Below are 16,802 nucleotides of genomic sequence, written 5' to 3'. Positions count from 1 at the left end.
AGGGCTACCGATCAGGCGCCCTTCTTTTTTATAGCTGAAACTCTGCTGGATTGAGATTAACAACCCCACAGATCTCTCGAACAACGGATTTTTCCTGTTCATCAAAATGACCATCCGCGGAACCAATTGCGCAGCAAACACTGACAACAATACGCGCAGCCTCAGCATTATTTTTATATTTTCCTATCACTTTCAATGCCTCCATCTTGCCGACACCGTGATCGAATTCAAAGCCAGATACAAAGTGATTAAATCTCGCAATGACATCATTCATGTTAAATACCTTTAACTCTTCACTTCTTCCAATATAAGCAGCCATCTTTTGTTTTTCTGCGGAATCAATACTGCCATCGGCAGCCGCTACCAATGCGCAGCCGGCTACCACTGCATCTAGAAAGTCTCGGTTTTGAAACTTTTTCACTTGCTCTTGCAAACCAACTTTTGTCGATTTCAACCAGTTTGTGAACGTACTCGTCATTGACATCCTATTACCTCCATTAAAAATTTTACATTATTTCCTTCTATTATAATACATTATTCGACAGCAATTAACAAAATCTGTTATCCCGCTCTCTCTTTTCGAGGAATTGGAAATAGATATATGCGGGTCCAATAAATCGCGGAGACCATCTCCGAGTAGGTTGATTCAAGGCTGGAAATGTTGCTGCCATACGCAAAACCTCATCAAGCAAATCGTAAGGACCTATAACTGCGCCTTTGATTTCCATCGCTCCCTACCACTTCCTCTCCGAATTTTTACTGCCATGCATTTGGCCATTCTTACATGCAATTTCCGTTAATAGTCCTTTTATTTTTATCCCCTTTTTCTATGAAAAAAACGTGCAAGGAACCACCCCGTCTTGCAGAATGATTCCCTACACGTTTTCTCGACTATACGATTCTATTATTTCTGACTGACACGCGCCAGCAAATCGACGATGTGCACGGCCTCCATCTTTCCTTCCAGCCCAGCTCGATGAATGCCTGCTTTCATTTGCAACAGACAGCCCGGATTCGAGGTCACGAGAATGTCTGCTTGGGTAGCCGCTACATGACCCATTTTTTCATCCAAAAGGCTTCCAGCCATCTCAGGCTGCACCAGATTGTAAATGCCCGCTGAGCCGCAGCAGCGATCTCCCTCGCGGAGTTGTACGTATGTGGCTCCCGGAATGGCTTGCAGCAGGTTCACTGGCTCTTTGGTCACCTTCATCCCGTTGCGCAGGTGACAGGAGGATTGATAGGTGATCCGTTGGGGCAATGACTGCCATTCTGTTGGTTCGACGAGGAGTGCAAGCACCTCGCTAATATCCTTCACGCGTGAAGCGAACCATTGTGCCTTCTCCTGCCATTCTGCATCTTCCGCCAGCAAATGGTCGTATTCCTGTAGCATCGCCCCGCAACCGCCTGCATTGGATACAATGATATCCACATCAGCCTTGTGAAAAGCAGCCACATTTTTTCGCGCCAGATGGCGAGCCTGTTCACGCTCACCGCTATGTGCATGGAGAGCACCGCAGCACACCTGGTCTGGAGCGATGATTACCTCGCAGCCTGCCTCACTCAGGAGCCGCACGGTGTTGCGATTCGTCTCATTGAATAAGACATCCATGATACAGCCGTGAAACATTCCTACGCGATACTTACGCTCGCCTACGGCTGGAATAACCGTGCCACCAAAAAAGTCCACGATACCTTTTCCAGATGCTTCAGGCATGATTGCTTCCATTTCCCGCATTTGCTTAGGCAAGATGGATAACACGCTTAGCTTGCGAACGGCTTTTTGCACTCCTGAGCGCTGATAGAAGTGCAAGAGTCCGCCGAGCTGGTACATGCGTTTCTGATGAGGGAATAGGTGGAAAAATGCGAGCTTGCGGACGACTTCGACCCACCATGGATGCTCCTGCACTTCTTCGATCGCTTCTCTCGTCTGCTCGATCAACTGACCGTACGGAACACCTGCTGGGCATACCGGCTCACATGCCCGGCAGCCTAGACACAGATTCATTTGATCGACGAAATCTTTGTCCGGCTCCATGACACCGTCTGCTACGGCTTTCATCAAGGCGATGCGACCTCGTGGAGAAGCTGCCTCATAGCCTGTTTCCCGAAAGGTCGGACAGGCTGGCTGACAGAAGCCGCAGCGCATACAGTTGGACAGCTCGTCGTAATCGAGTTTATTCACCAAGGCTTCTTTAAGCACGCTGGACCACCACTCTGTTCCGGGACTGTTTGGCAAACATTTTGTCAGGGTTCAGGAGATTGTGAGGATCGAAAGCGTGCTTGATGCCTTTCATGATCTCCATACCTGCGGCCCCTACTTTCCACTCCAAATACGGTGCCTTGACGATTCCTACGCCATGCTCTCCCGTAATCGTTCCCCCCAAATCGATTGCCGCTGCGAAAATTTCCTCGAAGGCATGCTCCACACGCTCGATCTCTTCCGTGTTGCGAGCGTCTGTCATGCAGGTCGGATGCAAATTGCCGTCTCCTGCATGACCAAAGGTACAAATTTGCAGTCCGTAACGCTCCGTAATCTCTTGAATCGCAGCGACCATCGGCGCAATCGCGGCGCGGGGAACTGTTGCGTCCTCCAAAATGGTCGTCGGACGCATCCGTGACAATGCGGCGAGCGCACTGCGTCGGGCGGTCATTACCTCATCAGCTTCCTCGGCTGTCTTCGCTACCTTAATTTGGACAGCATCATTCTTCTCGCAAATAACAGCGATCTGCTCCATGTCCCGATCAACCGTCTGTGGCTCTCCGTCCTGACCGATCAGGAGGATCGCCGCCACATCTGTCGGAAGCCCGATCTTTTTGAAATCCTCGACAACACGGATCGTGCCCTGATCAAGAAATTCAAGCGTGCCAGGAATGATACGATTGGCAATGATATCAGAAACAGACCTCGCCGCCTGTGCCATATCTGCGAACATCGCCAGCATAACCCGCTGTGTCTGCGGCTTCGGAATCAGCTTGAGAATAGCCTCGGTAATGATCGCCAGTGTGCCCTCGCTACCGACCAAGAGCTTGGTCAGATCATAGCCCGCCACATCCTTCATCAGCTTGCCCCCGGTACGGATGACCTCTCCGTTCGGCAACACAGCTTCGAGACCCAGCACGTAATCCTTGGTTGTTCCGTACTTCAACCCTCTCAGTCCACCCGAATTAAGCGCAATATTCCCGCCAATCGTGGAGATGACCATGCTGCCTGGATCTGGTGGATAAAACAAACCAAGCGCCTCTACCGCCTGATGGATGTCGACCGTTCGAACCCCCGGCTGTACCGTTATCGTCAAATTTTGTTCGTCAATCTCTACGATCTGATTCATCCGGCTCAATACCAAAACAATTCCGCCACCGACTGGTATCGTTCCGCCGCATAGATTAGAGCCTGCTCCACGCGTCACAATCGGGATGTGATGTCGTGCTGCAACTCGCATGACCTGCTGGACTTCGGCTGTGCTCTTCGGCATGACGACCACATCCGGCAATGCTTGCTGCATCGGCGTCGCGTCATACGAATAGGCGACTAATGCTTCCTGTTTGTCGAGACAGTTTTTCTCTCCGACGATGGCACGCAGCTCTTCTCGAATGGATTCTGGCAACATGGAGTCTCTCCATCCTTTCCCAAAAACTTAGTCCAACTGCTGAATGGCTTCCCTGATTCTTCCATTGGTAACATTCAACAAACGAGTGGCCTCTTCCCTGCTCGATCCCGTCAGCTTCATGATAATAGCTGTCTTCGCATCACCATCTGCCTGATCAGCCAGTTGCTCTGCTTCCTCGTAACTCGCTCCGGTCACTTCCATGATGATCCGCTTTACTCGTTCCTTCAGCTTGAGGTTGGTTGCTTGCACGCTGACCATCAGATTTCCGTACACTTTGCCCAAACGAATCATCGTCGCTGTCGTCAGCATGTTTAGCACCAGCTTTTGGGCTGTTCCTGCCTTTAGTCTCGTCGATCCGGTCAATACTTCCGGTCCTACGACCACATTAATCGCGACATCTACGCCTTCATTGATGTACGAAGGCTTGTTGCAAGAGACAGCAACCGTCTTGGCTTCGATCTTCTGTGCCTCTGCCAAAACACCGAGAACATACGGAGTCCGTCCACTGGCTGCGATTCCTACGACCACATCATTTTTGGTCACGCCGTATTTATGCACATCTTCTTGACCTAATTCAAAAGAATCCTCTGCGCCTTCTACCGCGCGTACCATTGCAGATGGTCCACCTGCAATCACACCCTGAACGAGCTCAGGCTGTGTACCAAAGGTCGGCGGGCACTCGGACGCATCCAAGATCCCTAAACGTCCACTCGTTCCAGCACCAAAGTAAAACAGTCTCCCGCCCTTTTCCAATGCGTGTGAGATGACCTCTACCGCATCGGATACTTGATCGAGAACGCGCTCTACCGCATAAGGAACCTTCTTGTCCTCATCGTTCATCATTTGCACGATGCCTCGGGCACTCAATTGATCCAAATCACTGCTGCTCTCGTTTTTTTCTTCAGTCGTCAATGCTTGCAAGTTCTCCAGATTCATGCTCTATCGAACCTCCTTTTCAATCTTACTGCCCCATGCTCACTTCATGACTGCTCCAGATGGCAAGTGACAAAATGCCCTCTCGATACCTCGCTAGCCACAGGAGCAACCGTTTTGCAAATGTCCATACAGTGGCGGCAACGCGGATGGAATGTGCAGCCAGACGGCGGATTCGCTGGACTAGGCAGGTCTCCCTCCAAAATGATCCGCTGGGTCGTCAAATGGGGATTCGGTACAGGCACCGCTGATAACAGTGCTTGTGTATATGGATGTGTTGGTTTCTCATACAACGATTGTTTATCCGCTACCTCCACCACTTTTCCGAGATACATCACCGCTACCCGGTCCGATATATGGCGGACAACACTCAAATCATGCGAGATGAACAAATACGTCAGATTGAACTCCTTTTGCAAATCTTGCATCAGATTCAAAATTTGCGCCTGAATTGACACGTCCAAAGCAGACACCGGCTCATCAGCCACAATCAGCTTGGGGCGCAATATCAGTGCCCTTGCTATGCCGATCCGCTGGCGCTGACCACCGGAAAACTCATGCGGAAAACGATCCAGCTGCTGCTTGGAGAGACCGACGATCTGGATCATCTCCTCTACTTGCTTGCGGCGTTCTACTGAATTGCCGATGCCGTGGATGATGAGTGGGTCCTCCAAAAGCTGTCCGATTGTTTTTCGCGGGTTCAACGAGGCAAACGGATCCTGAAACACGAGCTGCATGTTGCGTCTTGCCCGGCGCAGCTCTGTTTCATTAAGCTTGCGGATATCCTGTCCTTCAAAAAACACTTCTCCGTCAGTTGGCTCAATCAGGCGTAGGATGCAGCGTCCTGTTGTGGATTTCCCACAGCCTGATTCGCCAACGATGCTAACGGTTTCGCCCGGGTAAACCGTCAAGTTGACCCCATCGACGGCACGGACTACTTTTTCCTTGCTGAAGAATCCTTGCTTGCTCGTGAAATGTTTGGTCAATGATTTGACTTCTAGCAGTGGTTGCCTCATTGCACGTCCTCCTCGCGATACAGCCAGCAGCGGCACTTTTGGTTGTCTGCGACAGGCGTCAGTTCTGGATTTTTCTCGCGGCAAATATCCATGACCTGTGAGCAGCGCGGTGCAAAACGACATCCCGCAGGCATTTCGCTCAAAAGGGGCACCGAGCCCGGAATCGCATCCAAACGCTCTTGGTTAACACTGACAGAAGGCATCGATTTCAAAAGTCCTCTCGTATACGGATGCTTCGGCTCGTCAAACAGCTGCTTGACGTCGGCTTCCTCTACGATTTGACCTGCATACATGACGATGACACGATGACACATCTCCGCCACGACTCCTAGATCATGTGTGATAAGCAGGATGGAAGTGCCTTGCTCTTGCCGGACTTTTTTCATGAGTTCCAATATTTGCGCCTGAATCGTCACGTCCAAAGCCGTCGTCGGTTCGTCGGCAATCAAGAGCTTGGGCGCACAAGACATCGCCATCGCAATCATCACACGTTGACGCATCCCGCCTGACAATTGGTGCGGATAGTCGGAAATGATTTCATCGGCACGCGGAATCCCGACTTCTTTCAAAAGCTCGATCGTCCGTCGCTTGGCTTCCTGTTTCGATAGTCCGAGATGCCGACGCAAGGGCTCGCTAATCTGTTTACCGATCGAATGCAATGGGTTGAGCGAAGTCATCGGCTCCTGAAAAATCATCGCGATCTGATTGCCGCGAATCGTCTGCATTTGTTTATCCGTAAGTGAGAGCAGCTCCTTGTCTTGAAAACGGATGCTCCCGGTCATCTCTACATTCCGTCCCAAGAGCTGCATGATGGACATGCTGGTCACACTTTTTCCACATCCGGATTCACCGACCACACCGACAGTTTCACCAGGCTCTACAGAGAGACTGACACCCTCGATCACGGTCAGCTTTTTGCCTGCTTGGATAAAAGAAGTTCGCAAATCATCAATCGTAAGCATTGCTGCCATGAGTACTCCCCCTTTTCATCAGGATGTGTGGTCAGGTTTGATTACAGAAAATAATCGGTTATGGTGAGCGGTCCGCCACGCCCCGATCAAGGGGTTCGCGACAGGATGCACGCGGTTTGTCAATGTAATCAGCGTCACGTCTCTCGCCGGGTCCGACCAGATAGACGTTCCTGTAAAGCCGGTATGCCCAAAAGCGTATTCCGAAACAAGGTCTCCCCCACTACAACCTGCGGCAAGCTGTTCTAAGGAGCCGCCTGTCGGGGAAATGATCCACCCCAATCCTCTGCGATGAATCGAATGGTCTGTGAGTGAGCGAGTAGCCAAGGCACACAGCGTCGAATCAAGCTGCACGGAAGCCTTCCCACTCGTCCAAATGTGCATGTATCGCTCTGTATCAGCCAAGGTAGAAAAAAGTCCGGCGTGCCCACTGACACCTTCCAAGCCATCGTGCGCGTTGCAATCGTGAACCGTGCCACTAATCACTCCTTCTCGCCAACCGTATCCGGTCAAAGCTTGCTGCCATTCCAGCGCCAAAGGATGTCTGGCTTCTGCCAGCTCCGACAAAAAAGTCACTGCCATCTCTTGTTCAAAGGCATTGCCCTTCTCCGTAGCAGCTATGTCCATTCCTTGCATACGTGTTTGTTCCAGCGGCAAGTAGCTCGTATGAAACATTTGGCTCGGTTGAAAAATCAGTCGCATCGCCAGCGCGTCTAGTTCCTCGTCCCAGATGCGCTCCAGTAAAAAGCCCAACAGCATGAATCCCGGATCACTGTACACAACGCTTCGTCCCGGGGCGTCCAGCATCGACTCGTTTGCGATGAGCCGCAAATAGTCCTCCCGATTTTTCCCCAGCAAAAAGTACGGACGCCATGCAGGAAGTCCCGATGTATGTGTGAGCAGGTGAATGATTTTGATCTGCCCTTTGCGTTCCTGATCGTGGGCGCTCGCCAATTCTGGCAGGTAGGTCGTCACAGAGTCAGTCAACGAGAGCTTGCCTTCCTGCACACTAATGAGAATGAGCGGCAAGGTCACCATCACCTTGGTCAAAGAGGCCATATCGTATATCGTTTGACTATGAACCGGCCTTCCATCGTGTCCATAGCTTGTTTTTCCCATGCAGACTGTCAAAGCGGGCGCGCCTTTTCGCAGCATACTGACAGCGCCTCCCGGAAAAATGCCCTGATGAATCCCTTGCGTCAGACTGAACTCCATTCGTTCTCTGATCTGTTGCACGTTCATTCGTTCTCACCTCTGCCTATCGTTCCTATTTCCCACGATGACGCGGGTCGAGAATATCACGGACAGCATCCCCAAACATGTTGCAAGCAAGAATCGTCACCGTCATGGCCACACATGGCCAGATAATCATGCCCGGAGCCAGCTCCATGTAGCGACGCGCCTCTGAAATCATCCCGCCCCATGACGGGTCTGGTGGCTGAATCCCCAAGCCCAAAAAGCTGAGGGCCGATTCGGTCAGGATCGCGCCTGAAATCGCCAGAGAGGATTGAACCAGCAGCGGTGCCGTTACATTCGGAAAAATTTCTTGAAACAAGATACGCGGTGTACTCGCACCGATGGCACGAGCGCTTTCTACGTACTCCAGATTTTTGATAGAGAGAACCGCTCCCCTCACCGTCCGGGTGAAGATCGGAATGTTCACGATTCCGATGGCCATGATCGTGTTAAAGGTTCCCGGCCCTAATACTGCTACAATCGCCAGCGCCAACAAAATTTCCGGAAAAGCAAACAGAACGTCCATACAGCGCATGATAAAACCGTCAATCCAGCGCCCGAAGTAGCCAGCGATCAAGCCAAACAGCGTACCGAAAACGGCGCTGACAAGAACGGCAGAAAGCCCGACCACCAGCGATACGCGCGCACCGTAGATGATGCGGCTCAAAAGATCACGACCAAACTGGTCCGTACCTAGCAAAAACTCACCTGAGCTGCCTTCCATCCGATGATCCTGAAACATTTGTGTCGGGTCATGCGGAGCCAACACTGGAGCCAGCACTGCCGTCAAACAGAGCAACGCCAGCAAAATGGAGCAGAAGACGGCTGTCTTATTCGCCAAAAAACGCTTTCGAAATGTGCTCATGTCGCATTCCCCTTGTCAATACTTGATACGCGGATCAATCCAGGTATAGATCAGGTCGATGAGCAGATTGACCAGGACAAACACCAGAGCGACGAACAAAACGCCTCCCTGTACAACCGGATAATCCCGCTGATAAATTCCCTCCAGAATGTACTGGCCCAAACCAGGAATCGAGAATAGCTGCTCGACGATCACAGACCCGCCCAACAGGTAACCGATCTGCATACCTGCGATCGTGACAATCGGAATCGAAGAGTTGCGGAACGCATGACCTATGACGATTGTCCACTTACTGTTACCTTTGGCTCGTGCTGTCCGAATAAAATCTTTGTCCATGGTTTCCAAAAACGCTGAACGAGTCATCCGCATCACACCAGCAGCCACTACAATCCCCATCGTTGTCGCAGGCAGTATGAATACCTTGAACGCCTCGATCGGATCTTCCCAGAAGTTCACCACATCAATGGGCGGGAACCAGTTGAAATAAAGGGAAAAACCGAGCAATAGCAGGGTCCCGATGGCAAAGTTCGGAACAGAAATACCTAGCAGCGTAAACACACGAACCACGATGTCTGTTTTGGAATGAGCGCGAATCGCCGAGAGAATCCCGAACGGAATCGCGAGCACCCACCCAATCAGAACGCCAAATACAGTCAGTTGCATGGTGATGGCAAAACGCTTGAGAATTTGGGGCAAAATCTCTTCTCCTGTGTGGACCGACACACCAAAATTCCCTTGCAGGATTCCTGTGATCCAATGCAGATACTGGTTAATCAACGGCTGATCCAGCCCCATGCTTTTATTCAACGCCGCAATTGCTTCCGGTGTGGCATTCGTTCCTAGCATGATGGAAGCTGGATCGCCCGGCACCAGATGCAGGATCGTGAAGATCAAGACGGATATGCCAAACAGGATGGGAATCAGGCTGGCGACACGTTTGATTAGGTAAGATCCCACGAGTTTCCCTCCATATTTAGAAACTTGGCTCCGCCTAACCTCTGGCGGAGCCTTCCTCACACGTATGCTACATTACTTGATCGAAGTTTTGATCAGCGAGTATACTTCGCCCGCTGCCGACGGCGTGAAATCAATGTTGTCACGTACCGCGTAGTAGTTTTTCGGAGATGCCAGGAACAGGTTTGGTGCATCTGCTACCAGCATGGTTTGTGCTTCGTCATACAGCTTTTTGCGCTCTCCTTGATCTACTGTCGTCAGTGCTTTTTGCACCAGTTCATCGTAGGCAGGATTGGAGTAGTTCCACACGTTAGCAGAACCAGTTGTCGAGAAGAAGAAGCGCATGGAACGGTCAGCATCTACACCAGAAGTGTTGCGGCCTACCATCAAGTTCATGTCCTTGGATTTCCACGTTTCGATGTAGTTCCCCCACTCAAGCTGGTTGATCTTCGCATTGATGCCGATTGCTTTGAGCTGTTGTTGAATCACTTGTGCCGTTTCCACCATATCTGGGTAAGTTGCTGCTGTTTCGATTTGAGTCTCGAAACCGTTTGGATAGCCCGCTTCCGCCAGCATTTGCTTCGCTTTTTCTACATCTGTTTTGTAGGTCGGATAAGTAGCTGGGTCCAAAGCCGAGTTGGTCAAAGCAGGAGCGATCGGACCAGTCAGAGTCGCTTCCCCTTTCCAGACAGTCTGGATAATTTGGTTACGGTCAACGGCATAGCTGATCGCTTCGCGCACTTTTGGATTGTCAAAAGGCTTTTTGTTTACGTTAATGCCCAGGTAACTGTACTCCAAAGATTGGTAGTTCTTGATCTGTACACCTGGCTTGCCTTCCAAGAGCTTCGCAGAATCAGCAGACACCATGCTGATGTCGACTTTACCAGAGCGAATCGCAGCGAGACGCTCAGCCTCGTCCTTCATGATTTGGAACTTGATGGACTCTACCTTTGGCAGTTCTTTATTGAAGTAATCCGCATTTTTCTTCAGCAGGACATATTGTCCCGACTCACTTTTTTCCATTTTGAAGGGACCGGTACCGATTGCTTCCTTGGTCAGGTCAGTGGAGCCTGTTGGCACGATGGAAGCATAGGCGCTTGCCGTATTTGCAACGAATGAGGCATCCGCATTTTTCAGCTTGAAGACAACTGTCGTTGGATCTTTCACTTCAATTGCTTCTACGCTGGAAAAATATGATTTCGCGATCGAACCTGTGTCTGGATTCATGATTCGTTCAAAGCTGAATTTTACATCCTCTGCCGTCATGTCTTTGCCATTGTGGAATTTGACGCCTTTTTGCAGGAACATGGTGACGGTTTTCCCGTCTGGCGCAATCTCCCACTTCTCTGCCAGGTTCGGTATGATGTTCATGTTCTCGTCCAGCTTGGTCAGGCTATCGTAAATGAGCGCATAGACACGCACACTGGATGCCGCTGGAACCTTGTGCGGGTCATAGCCCACTGGCTCTTGCTCGGCTGCCACGATCAGTTCTGTTTTTGCTTGACCTTCCGCTGACTTGCCTTGCTCTGCGGGTGCTGTTCCTCCACCAGAACAAGCGGAAAGCACGAGAGACAATGATAGGAAAAACCCTGCCAATACTCTTTTTTTCACGATGGTACCCCCTCTGTTGATCTCATGTTAGAAGCATATATTTCCTAACGGTACGGCCCTCTTCGCCCCTGTTACAGATGGCACATTGGATGGTCGTCCCATTAGTGTCTCATGACCCAAAATGGCAAAAGCGACGGCTTCCTTCGCATCGTCAGGCATCCCAAATTGCTGCGCCGTCATCACGGTCATTCCTGTCGGCAATTGACGCTGCAGCATGGCGAGAAGCGTCTGGTTATGAGCGCCTCCCCCTGAGACGATCACTTCCTCCACTTTGGTTGTGGGTAATACGAATTGCACATAGGCGTTCGCAATTGTCGTGGCAGTCAATGCTGTCACGGTTGCTAACAGATCCGTCTGACTAATTCCGAGTTGATCCGCATCTTGGAACAGCTCTTGGGCAAAAGCTTTGCCGTATACTTCGCGGCCTGTACTCTTCGGTGGCTTGATCTGGTAATACGGGTCCTGTAGCCATTTTTCCAGTAGCACCGAAGAGACGGTGCCACCTGCGGCCAGCTTGCCACCCTCGTCATATCTCATCTGTCCATTGGTCATGAGCTGGACGATTTGATCCATGATCATATTGCCAGGGCCTGTGTCAAAAGCGACGACTTGATCGATCGCTGCGCTTGCAGGAAGTAATGTGACATTGGCGATTCCACCGATGTTTTGCAGTAGTCTGCCTTTTTGCGGATGACGGAACAAAATATAATCTGCATACGGTACAAGCGGTGCTCCTTCTCCATCAGCTGCCAAGTCTCGAGCGCGGAAGTTCCCCACTACCGGAATACCCGTACGTTCTGCCAGTGTGGACAGCTCGCCGATTTGCAAGGACGCCCTGACCTCTGTCATTCCTTGTGGTCCGGGAAATGGCGTGCGCCCGGCAATATGCCAAATGGTTTGTCCGTGCATACAGACTGCATCTACTTCGGCTGTCGTAACACCAGCTTTCTGCATCAATTGCTGTACCGCATAGGCATACCATTCAGATAAGCCGTAATGAACCGCAGTCAACTGATCCACTCTCGCTGTTTCGACACTGCACAGATTCATGACCCACTCACGCAATTCATCGGAGTAAGGCATATAAAAAAAATCGCGGAGAGTCACCTTTTCGATCTCGCCCTGTTCATCTGTGCGGATCGCTACGAGTGCGGCATCAATGCCATCCAGCGAAGTTCCCGACATGAGGCCGATGAGTACATGCTCATTTTTCGCACGATAATCGAGCAATTTTGCAGGTTGATCCATGTCAAAAGCCCCCATTTAAAAATCGAGAATCGTTGAAAAATTCGTTCCTGTTATCGCTTTCATTATATGTAGCAAAATTACACAAGTCAATCGATTATTAGTAAATTTTATTTCTTGAAATAATAACCATGGACAAGCCTCTCCCCGTTCAAGCTGTCACAGCACTAACCCGTTATAGTGAGGAAAACCAGTGAAGTTATGGGTATGTTTTCCTATTAAAAAGTTTTATATATCAGCCAATGATTCGGTCCAAAAAGCAAACAAGCCGAACCTTTTTCACATAGGCTCGGCTTGTCTTCTTATGTAAGGTTCGTATTACGCAAACAAACTAATCAGGTTCCCATCCGGGTCTTTCACAATGGCATACCGCTGGCCCCAGAACGCATCCCACGGCTCACGATGACTCTCGTAGCCATGTGAAACGATTTTTGTATACAACGCATCAAGTGCCGCAGCATCCTCACACAAAAAAGCCAGCTCAATTCGATGCCCAACAGCTGCTTCCCATCCTCCATACACACCCTTGGCAACTTCAATGGTATCAAAGGCCAGACGAACACCCTCCTGCGCTACTTCCACATGTGGCTCTTCATTTGCTCCCTCCGGAATATCGAAACCGAGAACCCGATAGAAATCCAAGGCTTTTTTCATGTCCTGTACAACAATCCCTACCATATCAAGCTTGATTCCCATATCATTCACTCCTATTCGCTCTTGATTTCTTGCTGGACGCGCTTAGGCAGTTTTTGGAGCACCGTTTCGTACGCATGCTCGATCATCCTTTCCCACAAGCCTTCGGGAATGGCAGCGTCCAAGTAGACAGAATTCCAATGGGATTTATTCATGTGATAGCCGGGTACGATCCCTTCGTAGGTCTCGCGCAATTCCTCCGCACGCATCGGATCGCATTTCAAGGTGAGGATACGAACACCTTTGGAATCGCCTCCGATCATGGCAAATATTTTGCCTCCGACATGGTAGCGATCGCATTCCCAATCCATCTGATAGTCATGAGTGGTACCGGGCTGCTTCCGGCAGTATGTATCTAATGTTTGTTCATTCACATGAATTCACCATCCTTTCTATAAGGTAACGCGTCTCGCAAAAAGAAGATTGTAAAAAACGGACAACTTTTCAAGACTATCGATTCGTACGATCTGGCGAGACAATTTTACTGGGAGCTACACCGTAAAAAGTGTGAAAGCTCTTGATCAAGTGCGACTGATCGTAATAGCCACACTGGAGAGCTGCATCTGTAAACGAAGTGCGTGTTCCTTTAGCCAGCATTTGTAGTAGCCCTTGAAATTGAATGATTCGGCCCAGTTCCTTCGGGCTCATACCCAACTGTTGTTGAAACATCCTACGCAAGGTTCTCTCGCTGTAATTCACTTTCTCGGCGAGCGCAGCCATGGAAAGACTTCCTCTGTATTCATATAAATAGTTCATGCTTGTCAATAGCAACTGGTCTGCTGGATCATCCATCCATAATCGTTTGATTAGCTCCTGCTCCAACCAAGCGATCCGCTCCGCCGTGTCGGAAGCTTCGAGTAAGCCCTCTATCACCTCATCCGCCTCTTTGCCCCAGATGTCTTGCAAATGGGGATGATGTCCGTTGATTATAGCGACGGGGTAGCGCAAAAAGCGAGCTGCTCCCTCAACGTAAAACCGAATGCCGATCAAGGCTTGTGGTTCGGTTACTAGCATGTCTTCGTACGTCCGCATCAGTCCCGTTAGAAATGCCCCCTTCTTTACAGAAGTAGCTCCGAGATTGAAAATGATATCGACGCATCCATCCGGAATGACTCGGCTCATACGTGCGATACCCTCCCCGTTGTACTCTGAGGTCCAGTAGCAGGCGATATAGTTCGCCAGGCTTTTGCTGGGCATGTATTCTCGGTAACGGTACTCATTTTGGACGTTCGCTCGTTCCAGAGTCGGAGGTTGCACTGGGCGATATTGCCGCATGATTTTCGCCATCCTTGTCCAATGATTAGAACATATATTCCCCCACAACTTTCTAAATCCTTCTCACTCCTCGGCATTTTTTGAAAAACGCCAGTCTCATCGAGAGCCAGCAAAAACGGTCGTGAATATAGTTGCATATGTTAGGACGAATGGATTTTTCGAAAGTGAGGTGCATGGTGTGATCTCTTCTTCCAAGTGGAAACTTCATCAGTTCTTTTCAAAAAGTCCGCACATTCGCCCTTACCTCCCGCCTACTTCCTTGTATCAGCCTGCACATTTGGACTCGTATGTAGCGAAGTATTCTACCGTCTATATCAAACCGACGCGAACCCATATGGGAAAAGGCATTATTCGTGTCTGGAAAACGGGCGACGGGGGCTACCAGTTCGTCAAGGAACGTGGAGAGCCGATGCACGCTATGACCTTGGCAGACTTGAAGCAACAGCTCACCAGCCTGTGCACAGAAAAAAATTATGTCATCCAAAAAGGGCTGGATTTAGCTGAAATCGATGGCCGCCCCTTTGATATTCGCGTCATGATGATGCGCAATGGATTAGGCAAATGGCAGTATGCCGGCATGCTAGCCAAGGTAGCCGGTTCCGACAGTATTATTACCAATGTCGCTCGTGGTGGCGGATATGCCGTCACAGTCCCGCATGCCTTGAAAAAATCTGGAGCAGTCGAGCCGGCCAAATTGAAAAGTGTCGTCTCTGATTTGATCCAAATCAGTCACCGTGTATGTGCCCACTTTAATAAATATCGGCACAGTGCGCAAATCGGCGTTGATTTTGCCATTGATAAAGCCGGAAGCCTCTCCATTATTGAGGTCAATTACGACTTTCCATCCCACGGGTTGTTTGCCAAGCTCAAAGACAAGACCTATTACCATACGATTAAAAGACTTCACTCTCAGTATAAAAACCGCGTGAAACGAAAACAGAGGAAGGCATAATCGCCCTCCTCTGTTCGTTTGATTCGTGTATTTGTCTTATTCGTGTGCCAATGTTCCTTTTGTCTCGAGCATGGAGGTGCAGTTCGGGCAACGTGTAGCCTTGATCGGAATAGCTGAGATGCAATGCGGGCACTCTTTCGTTGTCTCAGGTGCTTTCTCCACTTCTTGCTTGCGCTTGAAGCGGTTAAGCTGTTTGATGACGATAAAAATAGAAAAAGCGATAATGACAAAATCAAGGACGGAATTGATGAACAACCCGTAGTTCAGCGTTGCAGCTTTAGCTAATTTTGCTTCAGCGATCGTCTTATAAGGAACTCCGCTCAAATTGATGAAGAGACCGGAGAAATCGACCTTGCCCAAAAGCATCCCAATCAATGGGGTAATGATGTCATTAACGAGGGAGGTAACAATCTTACCAAAAGCCCCACCGATCACGACACCGACAGCGAGATCCATCACATTTCCTTTTAACGCAAACTCTTTAAACTCTTTTAACACAATAACTACCTCCTAATTTCCTAATACATTCTGTAAAAAATGGCTGACAAAGCGCTCATGGTCAACCTCTAGGCACACGTCCACATTCGGCGGCTGCGCTGGATGCTCCCGTCTGTCTCCAATCGTACGGGCATCACTGGCTCCCCCGGACGTATCTACCGCAACATGCATCGGGACTGCCTTCACAAACGTCGGATCAATGACAACACCTACCGCTAACGGATCATGCAGACCGCAGCCGCGCAAATTACCCACTGTGGCGTAGGCATTCATGTACACCTCGCACATATCCGCGAAAACATGGCTCAAGCGTGTATCCTTCGTTCTCCATTCCTGCAAGTGTTCGCGGGTGAGCAGCGTTTGCATCGTCACATCCAGGCCTACCAGCGTCACTGGAATACCAGACTGGAAGACATACGCTGCCGCTTCCGGATCGGCGCAAATATTCGCCTCTGCTACAGGTGTGCGATTCCCCGGCACTGTTACAGCTCCTCCCATCACGACCACTCTTTTGACAAGGGATACGATTTCTGGAGCAGCCATAATCGTCTGTGCCAGATTGGTCATGCTCCCGACGGTCACGAGTGTCAATTCGTGAGGATGTTCCTTTATCGCAGAGATGAGAAATTGTGTGGCACACTGTGGCTGAGCCGTTGTCGATGGCTCAGGAAGGACGACATTGCCTAGCCCGTTTTCACCGTGGAACAGCCTTGCTTTTCCTGTGAGATCGCGAACAATCGGCTTCGATGCCCCCTGATAGACTGGAATCGCAGAGGCACCCAGCAGTTCTAGCACCTGTAAGGTATTGCGTGTTGCTTCCTCCACCGTAATATTGCCAAAAGTCGTGGTAATCCCACACACTTCAAGAGCAGGCGAGTGAACGGCATAAGCAATCGCCAGCGCATCATCAATCCCGGTATCGACATCCAAAATGATTTTTTCCATGCG

The 16,802-nt window shown here is 50.1% G+C and carries 17 protein-coding genes; 1 reads left to right on the top strand and 16 read right to left on the bottom strand.

What is annotated here, in order from left to right; genetic code table 11:
* Positions 1–28 precede the first annotated feature (28 nt).
* From HPY28_RS08605 to HPY28_RS08540, 14 genes are all read right to left on the bottom strand, one after another.
* Complete coding sequence (locus HPY28_RS08605; protein WP_069845765.1) at positions 29–484, bottom strand: tellurite resistance TerB family protein; 456 nt, start codon at positions 482–484, stop codon at positions 29–31.
* A 420-nt stretch (positions 485–904) separates the two neighbouring features.
* On the bottom strand, positions 905–2,200 hold the full coding sequence (locus HPY28_RS08600) for a (Fe-S)-binding protein (RefSeq protein ID WP_174230405.1): 1,296 nt from the start codon (positions 2,198–2,200) through the stop codon (positions 905–907).
* Positions 2,193–3,608, bottom strand: coding sequence for an FAD-binding oxidoreductase (locus HPY28_RS08595; protein ID WP_100169662.1), 1,416 nt, complete (start codon positions 3,606–3,608; stop codon positions 2,193–2,195). Before HPY28_RS08595 ends, HPY28_RS08600 begins: the two co-directional genes overlap by 8 nt.
* Before the next feature lie 27 nt (positions 3,609–3,635).
* Positions 3,636–4,544: an N-acetylmuramic acid 6-phosphate etherase gene (gene murQ / locus HPY28_RS08590; protein ID WP_017250913.1), complete on the bottom strand. Its 909-nt coding sequence runs from the start codon at positions 4,542–4,544 to the stop codon at positions 3,636–3,638.
* Between the two features lie 44 nt (positions 4,545–4,588).
* Entirely contained in the window at positions 4,589–5,557 is a 969-nt protein-coding gene (locus HPY28_RS08585; protein WP_026043276.1) for an ABC transporter ATP-binding protein, read from the bottom strand.
* The gene (locus HPY28_RS08580; RefSeq protein WP_026043275.1) at positions 5,554–6,528 is read right to left on the bottom strand and encodes an ABC transporter ATP-binding protein; all 975 of its coding nucleotides are present in this window, start codon (positions 6,526–6,528) and stop codon (positions 5,554–5,556) included. Before HPY28_RS08580 ends, HPY28_RS08585 begins: the two co-directional genes overlap by 4 nt.
* An 18-nt stretch (positions 6,529–6,546) precedes the next feature.
* Entirely contained in the window at positions 6,547–7,767 is a 1,221-nt protein-coding gene (locus tag HPY28_RS08575; protein WP_174230404.1) for a serine hydrolase domain-containing protein, read from the bottom strand.
* 25 nt (positions 7,768–7,792) lie between these two features.
* On the bottom strand, positions 7,793–8,626 hold the full coding sequence (locus HPY28_RS08570) for an ABC transporter permease (protein WP_017250911.1): 834 nt from the start codon (positions 8,624–8,626) through the stop codon (positions 7,793–7,795).
* A 15-nt stretch (positions 8,627–8,641) separates the two neighbouring features.
* Entirely contained in the window at positions 8,642–9,583 is a 942-nt protein-coding gene (locus HPY28_RS08565) for an ABC transporter permease (RefSeq protein WP_017250910.1), read from the bottom strand.
* A gap of 72 nt (positions 9,584–9,655) precedes the next feature.
* Positions 9,656–11,191, bottom strand: a complete 1,536-nt coding sequence (locus tag HPY28_RS08560; protein WP_106832924.1) for an ABC transporter substrate-binding protein — start codon at positions 11,189–11,191, stop codon at positions 9,656–9,658.
* A 27-nt stretch (positions 11,192–11,218) separates the two neighbouring features.
* A complete protein-coding gene (locus tag HPY28_RS08555; RefSeq protein ID WP_174230403.1) occupies positions 11,219–12,439 on the bottom strand; it encodes an anhydro-N-acetylmuramic acid kinase in 1,221 nt (406 codons plus the stop codon).
* A gap of 315 nt (positions 12,440–12,754) precedes the next feature.
* Positions 12,755–13,132, bottom strand: coding sequence for a VOC family protein (locus tag HPY28_RS08550; protein WP_174230402.1), 378 nt, complete (start codon positions 13,130–13,132; stop codon positions 12,755–12,757).
* An 11-nt stretch (positions 13,133–13,143) separates the two neighbouring features.
* Positions 13,144–13,503, bottom strand: coding sequence for an MmcQ/YjbR family DNA-binding protein (locus HPY28_RS08545; RefSeq protein ID WP_106832922.1), 360 nt, complete (start codon positions 13,501–13,503; stop codon positions 13,144–13,146).
* Between the two features lie 76 nt (positions 13,504–13,579).
* Positions 13,580–14,416 (bottom strand): AraC family transcriptional regulator, encoded by an 837-nt coding sequence (locus HPY28_RS08540; RefSeq protein WP_174230401.1) that lies wholly within the window; start codon positions 14,414–14,416, stop codon positions 13,580–13,582.
* A 166-nt stretch (positions 14,417–14,582) separates the two neighbouring features.
* Between HPY28_RS08540 and HPY28_RS08535 the strand changes: the two genes are divergently transcribed.
* Entirely contained in the window at positions 14,583–15,356 is a 774-nt protein-coding gene (locus HPY28_RS08535; protein ID WP_017250904.1) for a YheC/YheD family protein, read from the top strand.
* 36 nt (positions 15,357–15,392) lie between these two features.
* Here HPY28_RS08535 and mscL read toward each other — a convergent pair whose 3' ends face one another.
* Together mscL and HPY28_RS08525 are read right to left on the bottom strand one after the other, a co-directional pair.
* Positions 15,393–15,854, bottom strand: a complete 462-nt coding sequence (mscL, locus tag HPY28_RS08530; protein WP_017250903.1) for a large-conductance mechanosensitive channel protein MscL — start codon at positions 15,852–15,854, stop codon at positions 15,393–15,395.
* A gap of 12 nt (positions 15,855–15,866) precedes the next feature.
* Positions 15,867–16,799 (bottom strand): nucleoside hydrolase, encoded by a 933-nt coding sequence (locus HPY28_RS08525; RefSeq protein ID WP_174230400.1) that lies wholly within the window; start codon positions 16,797–16,799, stop codon positions 15,867–15,869.
* Between the last annotated feature and the right edge of the window lie 3 nt (positions 16,800–16,802).

This window comes from Brevibacillus sp. HB1.2, from assembly GCF_013332495.1.
Lineage (GTDB): Bacteria > Bacillota > Bacilli > Brevibacillales > Brevibacillaceae > Brevibacillus > Brevibacillus porteri.
The sequence above is the reverse complement of the archived record's forward strand: the minus strand, read 5'-3'. Positions and strand labels throughout refer to the sequence as shown.